The sequence below is a fragment of the Sphingobacterium sp. PCS056 genome, from assembly GCF_023273895.1.
Taxonomy (GTDB): domain Bacteria; phylum Bacteroidota; class Bacteroidia; order Sphingobacteriales; family Sphingobacteriaceae; genus Sphingobacterium.
In genome coordinates this window covers 739,800-752,346 of record NZ_CP096883.1, presented here as the reverse complement: position 1 = coordinate 752,346, position 12,547 = coordinate 739,800, and the positions used below count along the sequence as shown (strand labels likewise).

Sequence of the window (12,547 nt, the reverse complement as noted above, 5' to 3'; positions counted from 1 at the left end):
GTTCGAGTAATTCATGATGTCTGATATATTTCGGGAGTCGAAGTATTTAAGATGATCTTTTATTAATTACTGTTTCTGATATAAACATCGTTTATGTCAGGATCTTTTGAGAATTGATGCAATATATTTTATGAATAAATATGTGTTACAGGCATTGGATAATTATCCATATTACCTGGAAAATACGATAGAATCTTTGTCATATGCCCTATCTTATGGCGAATCAAATACGATGGCGCTATGCCTGATGGGGAGGCTTCATGCTGAACAATTGTTTGATTTTGAACAAGCAAAGAAATATTTTCAAGAAGCGTTAGTACATAATTTATATGCTTTGGAAATTTATCAACCTTATATACAGACTTTGATTGATACCAATGCATATGAAGAGGCTGAAAAAACAATTGAGTTTGCTCTAACAATTCCTGGAGTTTCACCTTCATTATTTCTATTAAAAAGAGTACTCATATTGGAAAAACTTAAAAAAGTTAAAAAAGCCTTAAAAGTATTAAAATTGGTTAGATTGGAAAATGTAGATACTGAGATGTTGGCCACGATCAAAGATATTGAAGATCGAATTAAAGGAAAACGGAAAATAGGACGTAAACAAAAAATAACGAAATGATAGGTTGCACGTTCTAATGTATGGACAAATTCAACAAATTGTGACTATAATAAAAAAAGTACTAGACGTATATCCTTCCATTGAATTAAAGAAGGGTATACGCTTTAAATATCATCATGCATCATCGTCATATAAAACGTATTATCTTCTTTTCATTGAAGAGGTACAAACTCATTAAAATAGAAAGTCTGATGCAATAAAGCATTGAGTATGATAAGGTGACGAGATTGCTTTCTAAAAATCAATTACGGCACTAATTTCTCTCGGACTTTATTGCCTTTGTGGTCTATTCCGTAAAACAAGAGATAATCGACTCGTGTCCCTAGACCGGACGTTCCTTCCTTTTGTTTGATAAAAATACGATGTAGATTAAATTTGTGTCCATTTAATGTGGTTTCTACATAGGGTTTACCTGCTTTATCGACCTTAAGATATAGCGGTTGATTTTTATAAGACACAATCTCAAACTCAACTATATTGTTCTCTAAATTTTTTGAAATGATTCCGTATGCGAATTTTTGTTGAATACTCGTTAAAGGTTTAATTTGTCCTCCTTTATCATACAAAATTCGATAGTTATTGATAGGAATGTTGGCATTGAGATGCTGTTTATCAATCATATTGGCTTCATATACATAAGTGTTATGGCCTTCGCTATGTTGAATATAAAAAAGGGTGTTAGATTTGAAAGGAGGGATCGGATAACCTTCTTGTGCATAGATATAGATAGATGAAAAAAACAGCAAACAGAAAAACCAGCTTAAAATTTTCATGATATACACTTTTTTTGATTACAGTAAAATTAATCTTTCTGTGTTAAAGAAATAGATAGAGCGTATTATTTTTTTGTAAAAAAAGATCCCGAAGTAATTTTACTTCAGGATCTTTTATATTTATAATTCTAAAACGCTAAACTTATTCAGCTCTTAAGATTTTGGCAGCTTCAACCATCGCTTCTAAAGCAGCTTTAGTTTCTGGCCAAGCACGTGTTTTTAAACCACAGTCAGGATTCACCCAAAGTTGTTCTGCAGGAACTACAGCTTTAGCTTTGCGCAATAACTCAACCATTTCTTCTGTACTCGGTACACGAGGAGAGTGGATGTCATATACACCTGGTCCAATATCGTTTGGATATTTAAAGTCAGCCGCAAATGCATCCAATAATTCCATTTGTGAGCGAGAAGTCTCGATGGTAATTACATCAGCGTCCATTGCAGCGATATCTTCGATGATATCATTGAATTCAGAGTAGCACATATGTGTGTGAATCTGTGTATCGTCATCTACATTAGAAGATGAAACACGGAATGAACGCACAGCCCAATCTAAATATTGTTGATGATCGGCTTTACGCAACGGAAGACCTTCACGAATTGCTGGTTCATCGATTTGAATAATTTTGATACCTGCTTTTTCTAATGCTTGTACTTCATCCAAAATTGCTAATGCAATCTGATAAGTTGTGGTAGAACGTGGTTGATCGTTACGTACGAATGACCATTGTAAGATCGTTACTGGACCTGTTAACATCCCTTTTACCGGACGGTTAGTCAAAGTTTGGGCGTATGAAGACCAACGAACAGTCATATCAGCAGGACGGTAAACATCACCATAAATAACAGGAGGCTTTACACAACGTGAGCCATATGATTGTACCCAACCATTCTTAGTGAAGGCATAACCCGCTAATTGCTCTCCGAAATACTCAACCATGTCATTACGTTCGAATTCACCATGAACTAATACATCGATATCTAATTGCTCTTGAAGACGGATTGTTCTTTCTGTCTCCTCTGCGATTTCTTTGTCATATTGTTCTTGAGAAATGGTACCTTTTTTCAAATCAGCTCTCCATTTACGGACATCTTTTGTTTGTGGAAATGAACCAATTGTCGTAGTTGGGAATGCTGGAAGGTTAAATTTAGCTTGCTGTGCTTCTTTACGAGCAGCGAATGAAGATGTGCGTTTTGCGTCGTCGTCAGTGATGTTTGCAGTACGCTCTTTGACTTCAGGTTTGTGAATTAAAGAAGATGTACGACGATCTTCTGCTGCAGCTTTATTAGCTTCGAAACGCTCCGCAGTTTTTGCATCTACTTCACCTTCAGCTAAGATCGCTAGATCTTTTACCTCTGCTAATTTTTGCTTAGCAAATGCTAACCAATTTTTAACTTCTTTAGGCAATGATTCTTCGTTATCCTCATTGTCTAAATCAAAAGGTACATGTAATAAGGAACTTGAAGGTCCTACTAATACACGGTCTTTGCCTAGAGCATCAACCGCTTTTTTGATTTGTGCTAAAGATTTTTCGTAATCATTTTTCCAAATGTTACGTCCTTCAACAACACCTAATGAAAGTGTTAATGAAGCAGGAACTTTAGCTAATATAGTGTCGAGTTGATTTTCACCTCTTACTAGATCAACATGAACAGCATAAACTGGTAAGTTTAGAGCGGTTTCTTCGTTGTCACGTAATGCCTCGAAATAAGTCGTTACAATAATTTTGATGTCTTGAGCAGCAGCAGCTAATTTAGTAAATACACTGGTGTATAAAGCACGTGTTGCATCATCGATATCTAAAGCTAAAAATGGCTCGTCAATTTGTACATATTTTGCACCAGCAGCAGCCAATTTGCCTAAGATTTCTTCATATACGGGAACCAACTTATCGATTAGATCGATACGATTGAAACCAGATTCTTTTTCTTTACCTAATAATAAGTATGAGATTGGGCCGATTAATACAGGCTTAGTTTCGATACCTAAAGATTTTGCTTCATTGTATTCGTTTAAGAATTTCTCTGAAGTCAATTTGAATTCTTGATTTTTTACGAATTCTGGAACAATGTAATGGTAGTTAGTATCAAACCATTTTGTCATTTCCATTGCCGTTACATCAACGCCATCTTGTTGAAAACCACGCGCCATTGCAAAGTAAAGGTCCAAATTGTATCCTTTATCTTCGTTGTTTAAGAGTGATTGGTATTGTGCTGGAATAGCACCTACAGTTAGAGTCAAGTCTAATACTTGGTCATAAAATGAAAAATCATTTGAAGGGATCAAATCGATGCCAGCATCTTTTTGAGTTTTCCAGTTGCCTTCACGGATTTTCAGTCCAGCCTGCAATAATTCTTGCGCGCTGATTTTTTTAGCCCAATATGCTTCATTGGCCTTTTTCAACTCGCGGAAGGCACCTACACGTGGGTAACCTAAGTTGTTCGTTAGTAACATAAATATAAAATTATTTTATTTGTTCAACCTTAACGAAGCAAGAAATTAGATGGATTTTTTTTATTTGAAATAAAAAACGATCAAAAATTCTTGAATCTATTTACTAAATTTTTTGATTGCTTTTAGAGAGGAGGGCACAAGATATATTTGTGTCTAGCTTATCATTCCCACTTTTTGATGGGGTAGAATGTAGCACCTTGTCAATCGACAGGTTGCTAAGGCTTCATTGGGTCTATTCCCTCTGCCTTTCTCTATAAGCGCTGTAAATATCGGAATTAGTTTTATAAAAACAAATATTTTGTAACTTTTATATCAAAATGACAATAAATCAAGGCTTAAAATTGAAAATTAGCAGATACACCAAGTTGTTTCCCATTGTAAAATGGAGTTGCCATGGTTAAGTAACTTGTCTTTCTTGATTGCAAATGTTTATCAAATAGGGGTAATAGCCAGTATGCTATTTTTGTTCCCATGATACCAATACCTGCTCCCATAGCGACATCCGAAAACCAATGTTTCTGATTGTACATTCTGAGGTACCCTGTACCCGCAGCTATTGTGTATCCTGCGATACCATACCAAATGGATTGATCTTTATACTCTTGCCATAACATCTCGGCTCCCGTAAATGCGACAGCAGTATGTCCGGATGGGAATGATTCATGATCAGCACGATCTGGTCTCCAAGTAGGAGTGGTCTGTTTGATCGTGTATACCGTAGATAAGGTGATGGCATGAGCGATCGCACTAATGGCTAGACGTTCTTTGAAGTTATGTTTACTTGGGACACCTAGGAAATTGAGACCGTAAACAGCTGCTGAAGGAATAAAAACACTGACATTATCAAATTTGAATGTTTTTGATGGATCATTGTTTATGGAATTATTTATCTGTTGATCTTTATTTTTGAGGTATGGGCTGTTTAAGGAGATTATGCCATAAGTCATTAAAGCAGCGGGTACTATTAATTGTTTATAATTTATTTGATTCCTACTGGTGTCAAAATCTTCATTATTTTTTTGTAAAGTATCTCTTTGCGCATAAAGAGATGGAGAGTAGCAAAAGATAGAAAGGATAAAAAAAATTGTTATTGATATTTTCATTGTAGCAAGATAAACAAAAAGAGATGTTTTAACATCTCTTTATTATTCGGAGTAAATGTATATTAGCTGACCAATAATTTATAGCCTTTTCCATGTACGTTAACAATCTCAACTTTTGGATCATCTCGTAGATATTTTCTCAGTTTACTTAAGAAAACGTCCATACTTCTCCCTGTGAAATAATTGTCATCATGCCAGATTTTTAAAAGTGCTTCTTCTCTTGTCAGTACATCATTCTTTTTTAAACAAAGTAACCTTAATAATTCGGCTTCTTTTGTCGATAGCTTCTGCTGCACACCTTTGTGGGCTATTTGCTGACTGGTATAATCAAAGAAGTATTCTCCAATTTCAAATTTATCGCTCACAACCTGATCATCTTTTTCTCTTATAACACGTTTGAGCAACGCATTTATGCGAAGGAGTAATTCTTCTACTCGAAATGGTTTTGTGATGTAATCATCGCCGCCAAGTTCAAAAGCTTCTGTCTTATCTTCCATCATGCCTTTTGCGGTAGCAAATATGATCGGGGTTGTCGTATTTATTTTCCTGATTTCTTTACCGACTGTAAAGCCATCTTTTTTGGGCATCATGACGTCTAAGATACATAGATCATATGTGCTTTTGCGAAATTGATTGACGGCCTCTTCACCATCAGTGCATAAGGTGACATCAAATTTTCCCTTAAGCTCTAAATAATCTTTTAATAAGTCTCCTAAGTTTGGATCGTCTTCTGCTAATAATATCTTCTGCATATTCTTATGGTTTTGTTCGAATATTGATGATAATATACGAAATTAATATCGATTTAAATTTAATTTTTTATAGGTAATACGATGTCAAATTGTGTTCCCTTGTCTTTGTCACTTTTTACTTGAATTTTGCCATTCATTCTTTTGATGATATCGTACACATATGAAAGTCCTAACCCAAAGCCTTTCACATTGTGGACATTTCCTGTTGGAATGCGGTAAAATTGATCAAATATTTTTAAGAGATGATCCTTTGCCATTCCGATCCCATTATCAATAATTGTTATGTGAATACTGTCTTTTGTATTTTTAGTTTTAACAGTTATGTGTGGATTATCTTTACTGTATTTAATGGCATTGTCCACCAAATTGAAAAATACATTTGATAAATGAAGTTCATCACCTACTACAACATCGTTTTTTGCGTCAAAATGATGTTCAAATTTACCACCTACTTTTTGTAATTGCAGCTGCATACTATCCAGCACTGCTGATAATAGATCATTAATATGGATAGGCGTTTTTTCTAGTTTTAAAGTCTCTTTTTCGAGACGGGCTATATCTAAGACTCGTTCAATATGATTGCCTAATCTAACATTCTCATCATATATGATATTGGCAAGTCGCTTTACTCGACGCTCATCTGATATGATTTCGGGATCACGTAGAGACTCACTGGCTATCATGATCGTAGCGACAGGAGTTTTAAATTCGTGCGTCATATTGTTTATGAAATCAGTTTTCATTTCTGAAACCTTTTTTTGTTTGAATATGATGAGTAAGGTATATGCAAAACAGCCGATTAAAAGAAAAAGTAAAGCTAGAGTTGGGAGTAGCAAATAACTCATATTATCGACAATAATTGTACTCTTTCTCGGGAAATAAACGCTTAGTCTTCCAGGAGGCGAGCCAATATCACCTTTAAATAGGGCCGTTGAATAGCGCGTTATTTTATTGGGTTTGATAATATTATCGATGGTTTGTATTCGGAAAACAATATTACTGCTATCTCGAACCTCAATGTTGAAAGGGTAGTGGATATCGCGTTCAGATAATTCCTCTTTTAATAAATTTTGAATGAGATTGATATTTAGACGCTCTCGAAAGGGACGCTTTGATAACTCCATACCGATAGCTACATCTTCTATAATACCGCTTTTTTTACCACCAATGGCAGCAATGGTATCAAATACATTTTTCCCATTACCAATTAAATTTTGACCACTCATGTTTTCGAGTTGATCTTCAAGTTCAATTATTTTTTTTGAGATTTGTTTATTAGATCTTGGGGGTAAAGTCGCTATTTTGTATTCAATAGCTTGCTTTAGGACAGGGTCTATCGTTGGAATAACAAATCGGGCACTATCATCTTTTGCGTTTACTCGAGGTAAAAATTTGGTAGCGCCAATTTCAACATATTCTTTTACGACATGGTCTGGACTATTATATTTAATAACATCAATACTCAATACATTCTCTTTATTCTTTCTATTGATGTAGGTTTCATAAAATGAATTCTCAATTGAAATAACACTTGGGAAAGTTTCTTTCAATTGATCTTCTGCTTCTTTAAATTTTTCTTTAATAGCATATTGCTCAGATCTGAGATTTTCTAACTCTCTTTGAAGTTTCAGCTGCTCGGCTAGATGTCGCTGCTTCTCTTGCTCAAACTGGTATTTTTTAATATTCGTTTGTTGCTGTACTTTCGCAAAGTCAATAACTTCTCTACGCTCTATTTTGCCGGCAACAGCTGTTAGAGACGCATTAACAGATTCATCAAAAAGCTGTGATTTTTGGCGGTATGATTCTCTAATAAAATAGAATTGCATAGCCGCAACGCCCAATAAGGCGAGGGTCATCAAGCTAATAATCAAAACGATGCTACTTTTCTTCATTTGTTACAAATATAGGAATGCTTTCTTTGATTTAACGGCATTTAACAATGTTTAACAAGCTTATTGTTTCATTTTAAAATGCTATTGGTTAATTTAGATTAACATTTTTTATAGTTGAAAAATATGAAGAAGATATTAACCTTGTTTTGTTTTTCTATTTGCTTTTTTTTAACACGAGCACAAGCGCAAATTATGTCTAAGGATACCTTGAAAGGGAAGATTAATTCAAATAACAGTAAATTCCATTCGAAAGCACCTTTTTTAAAGATTCCGCAAGATTCAAATGTTCATTACCATTTGAAATATAAAAAGCTTGATGAAAATTCTGCAATTAAGATACCAAATTCTATTGAACATTCAGAGTTTTCAATACGAAACAGTATTCCTCAGTTGAAAAATAAAGGATTAACAGATAGTGTCAAATTTTTACAAGATAGTCTGATCCATCGAATGGATTCTCCGTTAAAAAATAGAATGGATACCAAAGAAAAGTAGTAACTGATTTTTTCTTTTGGAACATATATTTGATATTATTCTATATGATAAATCATACTCACTCATTCACCACCAAAATAATATGAATGGTGATGTTTTGTTTTAGTTCTTAAGGGATAATGGGAATTACCTATATTTTAATAGTAATAGGATATTTTGGTTATATATATTGATAATGTTGAACAAAGGTGCTTACTCACTACTAGATTCTTTATTGTCGTAAATTAATGCTCATTATTATTCCGCCTCATAAGTCTGTTTTAAAATAAACTTAACAGCCTCCTTAATACGATTCATACCTTCTTCGGTTGTAAGATCGATCTCGCAAAAAGTACTATCAGTCATTTTTGTATGTAATACTAAATAGTAAATACCTGCTACAAGTAAACTTGAAACTGCTCGGAGGTCTACATTTTTACCTGCTAATTCCTTGTCAGAATATGGAAAGAAGAGCGAACTCATTTTTTCTCTCGATTGTGTCACATGGGACATAATATCTGACTTTTCACTAATCTGCCACAGAACAACTTTTTGCATTTCGTCATTTAATGCAAAATAGTGAATTTGTTCCAATAACAGTTTTTCTAGAAAATAACGCGTACTGTCATCTTTAGAATTTGCTAATGTTTGTTCTGCGGCAGCTGTCGCTTCTACCCAATAATCTTTTCCTTTGATGTACGTTTCAATTAGGTTTTCAACGCTTCCAAAATATACAGAGATTAACTTCCTATCGACACCTGCTGTACTGGCGATATTAGCAATTGTTAAGCCTGTATATCCTTTTTTTTCTAAAACAATGCCGACAGAATGAATGAGCTTATTCATTGTTCTACTTTTGTCGTTTTTCTCCCCCTGATACGTTTTTCTAGCCATGGTAGTTGTGTATGTGGTTAAACATTAGGTTCAAAGTTAATTTAAATATATCATTTTCTTTAATGATTGATTTTATGTGGTCTTTGTAAGATTAATTTTTTTCGCAATTTGTTCAAGTACATTTAATACGTGGTCCAAATTTTCTCTAGTATGGGTTGCCATTAAGCTTGTTCTTATTCGGGCATCTTTTTTTGAAACACCAGGATAGACAATACAATTTGCATATACACCAGCAGCTAAAAGCATTCTTGCAACTTGAGATGTTTTGTGTGGATCACCGATTTTTATAGGAATTATTGCAGACTGTGACGTTCCAATGTTTAGATTTAAAGATAATAGACCTTTTTTAAAATATGAAATATTTTCAGCTAATTTTGTACGCCATTCTGGTTCTTCATCGATTAGTTTTATAGCCTGTATAAGCCCATTGGATGCGGGAGTGGAGGTGGACGAAAATACTTGTTGGCGGGATTGGTGACGTAAATAATTGATGATCTCGGGAGATGAAATAATAAATCCTCCAATGTGCCCAAACGCTTTGCTTAAGGTACCGGAGATAATATGGACTTTATCTAATAAATTGTACATTTCCATACAGCCCCTTCCGTTTTCTCCTATTACACCGATCCCATGTGCATCATCTACCATTAAATAAGCACCATATTTTTCGCACAAATGATATATTTCGTCGATTTTTGCTAAATCCCCATTTTGAGAGTATACGCCATCTATTATCACTAATTTGGTTCTATATTTATTTTCTGCATCGACCAATGCTCGTTCCAAATGAATCATACTGTTATGTGGAAAGCGTTTAGTATTAGTACGTAATAAGCCTTCATAAACACTTGCATGTACTTCCATGTCAACAATTGCACAATCCTCCGCCTTTAATAAACATTGTAGAGTTGCTGCATTTGCAGAATATCCTGTTGTATATACAATTGATGATCCCCGTTGTCTATTAAAAAAACTAGATAATTGATCTTCGAGTTGCACATGGTACTCGTGGTGCCCTCCAATAAGCGGAGATGCTCCGGCTCCTGTACCATACTTCATAATCCCGTCAATCGCAGCCTGTTTCACTTTAGGATGTTGTGTAAAATTGAGGTAGTCATTGGACACTAAGCTGATACACTCTTTTGCTACCTTCATAAATGGTGTTTTGACTTGAACAATTGGACCACATCCTGCTGTAATAAATCTAAAATTCATTTGATCATGATCGCTCATGTAATCTATAAATTCTTGGAAAGCGTTTGCAGATTGTACAATATCGTAATGTGGTATATTTTCAAATTCTTTGAAGCTAGCTTTGTTGAAGTCAATGTTATGATTAATCATAGTGAGCTTTTTTTGGGAAGTGTAATTACTAAAATGCTTTTTCTAATTATTGAGAACTTTTAGGTAGTTACTGATTGATAGTCAGTACTTACAATTAGCTAATAACAATATCAAAATCTAATTATAGTGAAATTTATGCTTTTTTTATGAATTATATAGCGCCAATTTTCGGAAGTGTTTGATGCTTTCATGGATGCTAGTTATTTTTATGAGAGAAAGATCTTAATAGCATATCTTTCAGTAAACAAGCTCATTAAATTGTTTTTTTTGTAAATTATTGATTATGAAAGTTTTGTTCTGCTTTTGTTGATTAATGATAATAATTTTTATTTACAATTATTTCAATCAATATAATTGTCATAAATAGGAGATAATTGTAAATTGCTATCAATAAAATCATTTTATTTTTTATTATTTGAAATAAAAATGAAAAATCTCTGCTTTATGTAACTACTTATTAGCCTATTAAATTGGATATCATAGGTGTGAATAACATTTTCCAAGATGTACATGAATACGAGTGAGGTTCAAATCACGTTACTTTCACTTCATGAATAAATTTGATGACTATTTGGGATCGTCAGTGTTAATTGTATTTGGAATTGAGAAGAATAAGATTTTGAATTGGAGAGAATTGAGGTATATTGCAAAAAAAAAGCGCTCCATATTGGAGAGCTTTTTTATCTTTTATATTGTTTTGATTACAATTGAGAAACACGAATGGTATTCGTTTTTCCTTTTTCGATTAAAGGTGTCGATGCTGTGTTGATTACAATCGAACCTGGAGCGATATAGTTGTTTTTCACAATAAATTTGTTGACATCGTGAATAGAACCGTCAGTACTATCAAATTTGTCGTATATGAAGGTTTTAACACCCCATAATAAACTCAATTGACGTAACAATTTTTTAGTTCCTGTAAATACCATAATGTCTGCATTAGGTCTGTAACTTGCGATTTCAAATGCAGTAGCACCCGACGATGTTAAGACAGCAATTGCCGCTGCATCTGTTTTCTTAGCTAAATATACTGAAGATGCACAAATTGCATCAGGAATTTTAGTTCCATCACTAATCTCACTAACTTTCTCATTATAATATGGATAAGATGTTTGTTCCACGTGGATAATGATTTTGCTCATTGTTTCGATAACGATCTCTGGAAATTCACCTACAGATGTTTCGCCACTTAGCATCACTGCATCAGCACCATCAATAACCGAGTTAGCCACATCATTAACTTCCGCACGTGTAGCACGAGGAGTTGTGATCATACTTTCTAACATCTGAGTTGCAATGATAACAGGTTTTGATAAATCACGACATTTCTGAACAATAATTTTTTGTAGTCCTGGTACTTCTTCCATTGGCATTTCAACACCTAAGTCACCACGTGCTACCATGATTGCATCAGTAGCTTCAATGATAGCATCAATATTTTCGATAGCCTCAGGCTTTTCAATTTTTGCAATTACTTGTGCATGACTTCCTTTTTCAGCAATGATTTTTTTACATTGGTAGATGTCTTCTGCTGAACGCACAAATGACATAGCGATCCAATCTGCACCATGATCAAGGGCGAAATTTAAATTATCTAAATCTTCTTCTGTTAAAGAAGGGATTGAAACTTTTGTGTTTGGTAAATTAACACCTTTACGGGAAGTAAGTACACCACCATGTACAACTTCACAAGTAACAGTATCTTTATGATTTGTGTTTATAACACGTAATTGCAATTTTCCATCATCTAATAGGATGATTTCATTTGCTTCAACATCATTTGGGAAATTATCGTATGTGATGTAAATTTTCTCTTCATCACCGATTAATTCATGTGTAGTAATTTCAACCTGTGATCCATTTACAAGGATAGCACCACCTTCTTTCATTTTTCCGATACGGATCTTAGGACCTTGTAAATCGGCTAAAATAGCGACATTGAAATTTGTTTCTTCATTAATCTCTTTAATGGTTTCAATAACTTTTAGGTGATCCTCTTGACTCCCGTGAGAAAAGTTAAGACGACAAACGTCTACACCTTTGGCAATCATATTTGTTAACACTTGTTTGTCAGCAGATGCAGGACCTAATGTTGCAACAATTTTAGTCCTTTTTTGAACTTTTTCCATTCTAATTTTTTTATTACTATGTATTTTTATTTTTATATAATTTCATTTTTTTGAAATTATAAAACTCGTTTTTACTAACGAGGATAATTTAGATTTAAGGCGTGTA

The 12,547-nt window shown here is 33.9% G+C and carries 10 protein-coding genes and 1 riboswitch; of the genes, 2 read left to right on the top strand and 8 right to left on the bottom strand.

Features of this window, described 5'->3' with window-relative positions; translation table 11 throughout:
* Positions 1-130 precede the first annotated feature (130 nt).
* Positions 131-625, top strand: a complete 495-nt coding sequence (locus MUB18_RS03165) for a hypothetical protein (RefSeq protein WP_248754936.1) — start codon at positions 131-133, stop codon at positions 623-625.
* A gap of 245 nt (positions 626-870) precedes the next feature.
* Here MUB18_RS03165 and MUB18_RS03160 read toward each other — a convergent pair whose 3' ends face one another.
* From MUB18_RS03160 to MUB18_RS03140, 5 genes are all read right to left on the bottom strand, one after another.
* Positions 871-1,398, bottom strand: a complete 528-nt coding sequence (locus MUB18_RS03160) for a DUF4833 domain-containing protein (RefSeq protein WP_248754935.1) — start codon at positions 1,396-1,398, stop codon at positions 871-873.
* 142 nt (positions 1,399-1,540) lie between these two features.
* Positions 1,541-3,853 (bottom strand): 5-methyltetrahydropteroyltriglutamate--homocysteine S-methyltransferase, encoded by a 2,313-nt coding sequence (gene metE / locus MUB18_RS03155; protein WP_248754934.1) that lies wholly within the window; start codon positions 3,851-3,853, stop codon positions 1,541-1,543.
* Between the two features lie 155 nt (positions 3,854-4,008).
* Positions 4,009-4,113, bottom strand: a riboswitch (SAM riboswitch).
* A 75-nt stretch (positions 4,114-4,188) separates the two neighbouring features.
* Entirely contained in the window at positions 4,189-4,956 is a 768-nt protein-coding gene (locus MUB18_RS03150) for a phosphatase PAP2 family protein (RefSeq protein ID WP_248754933.1), read from the bottom strand.
* A gap of 62 nt (positions 4,957-5,018) precedes the next feature.
* Entirely contained in the window at positions 5,019-5,708 is a 690-nt protein-coding gene (locus MUB18_RS03145; RefSeq protein WP_045752579.1) for a response regulator transcription factor, read from the bottom strand.
* Positions 5,709-5,767: 59 nt separating this feature from the next.
* A complete protein-coding gene (locus MUB18_RS03140) occupies positions 5,768-7,600 on the bottom strand; it encodes a sensor histidine kinase (protein WP_045752578.1) in 1,833 nt (610 codons plus the stop codon).
* Positions 7,601-7,723: 123 nt separating this feature from the next.
* Here MUB18_RS03140 and MUB18_RS03135 point away from each other — a divergent pair, with 123 nt between their 5' ends.
* The gene (locus tag MUB18_RS03135; protein WP_248754932.1) at positions 7,724-8,095 is read left to right on the top strand and encodes a hypothetical protein; all 372 of its coding nucleotides are present in this window, start codon (positions 7,724-7,726) and stop codon (positions 8,093-8,095) included.
* A 237-nt stretch (positions 8,096-8,332) separates the two neighbouring features.
* On the opposite strand, the gene MUB18_RS03130 is transcribed toward MUB18_RS03135, so the two are convergent.
* From MUB18_RS03130 to pyk, 3 genes are all read right to left on the bottom strand, one after another.
* Positions 8,333-8,968: a TetR/AcrR family transcriptional regulator gene (locus MUB18_RS03130; RefSeq protein WP_094771540.1), complete on the bottom strand. Its 636-nt coding sequence runs from the start codon at positions 8,966-8,968 to the stop codon at positions 8,333-8,335.
* A 72-nt stretch (positions 8,969-9,040) separates the two neighbouring features.
* Complete coding sequence (locus MUB18_RS03125; RefSeq protein WP_094771539.1) at positions 9,041-10,312, bottom strand: aminotransferase class I/II-fold pyridoxal phosphate-dependent enzyme; 1,272 nt, start codon at positions 10,310-10,312, stop codon at positions 9,041-9,043.
* Positions 10,313-11,013: 701 nt separating this feature from the next.
* The gene (pyk, locus tag MUB18_RS03120) at positions 11,014-12,441 is read right to left on the bottom strand and encodes a pyruvate kinase (protein ID WP_045753962.1); all 1,428 of its coding nucleotides are present in this window, start codon (positions 12,439-12,441) and stop codon (positions 11,014-11,016) included.
* Positions 12,442-12,547: the final 106 nt, after the last annotated feature.

Bases quoted from the DNA above. Each gene is read 5' to 3' on its own strand.
- pyk (WP_045753962.1), bottom strand. From the start codon at position 12,441: ATGGAAAAAGTTCAAAAAAGGACTAAAATTGTTGCAACATTAGGTCCT.
- MUB18_RS03140 (WP_045752578.1), bottom strand. From the start codon at position 7,600: ATGAAGAAAAGTAGCATCGTTTTGATTATTAGCTTGATGACCCTCGCC.
- metE (WP_248754934.1), bottom strand. From the start codon at position 3,853: ATGTTACTAACGAACAACTTAGGTTACCCACGTGTAGGTGCCTTCCGC.
- MUB18_RS03145 (WP_045752579.1), bottom strand. From the start codon at position 5,708: ATGCAGAAGATATTATTAGCAGAAGACGATCCAAACTTAGGAGACTTA.
- MUB18_RS03130 (WP_094771540.1), bottom strand. From the start codon at position 8,968: ATGGCTAGAAAAACGTATCAGGGGGAGAAAAACGACAAAAGTAGAACA.
- MUB18_RS03150 (WP_248754933.1), bottom strand. From the start codon at position 4,956: ATGAAAATATCAATAACAATTTTTTTTATCCTTTCTATCTTTTGCTAC.
- MUB18_RS03160 (WP_248754935.1), bottom strand. From the start codon at position 1,398: ATGAAAATTTTAAGCTGGTTTTTCTGTTTGCTGTTTTTTTCATCTATC.
- MUB18_RS03135 (WP_248754932.1), top strand. From the start codon at position 7,724: ATGAAGAAGATATTAACCTTGTTTTGTTTTTCTATTTGCTTTTTTTTA.
- MUB18_RS03165 (WP_248754936.1), top strand. From the start codon at position 131: ATGAATAAATATGTGTTACAGGCATTGGATAATTATCCATATTACCTG.
- MUB18_RS03125 (WP_094771539.1), bottom strand. From the start codon at position 10,312: ATGATTAATCATAACATTGACTTCAACAAAGCTAGCTTCAAAGAATTT.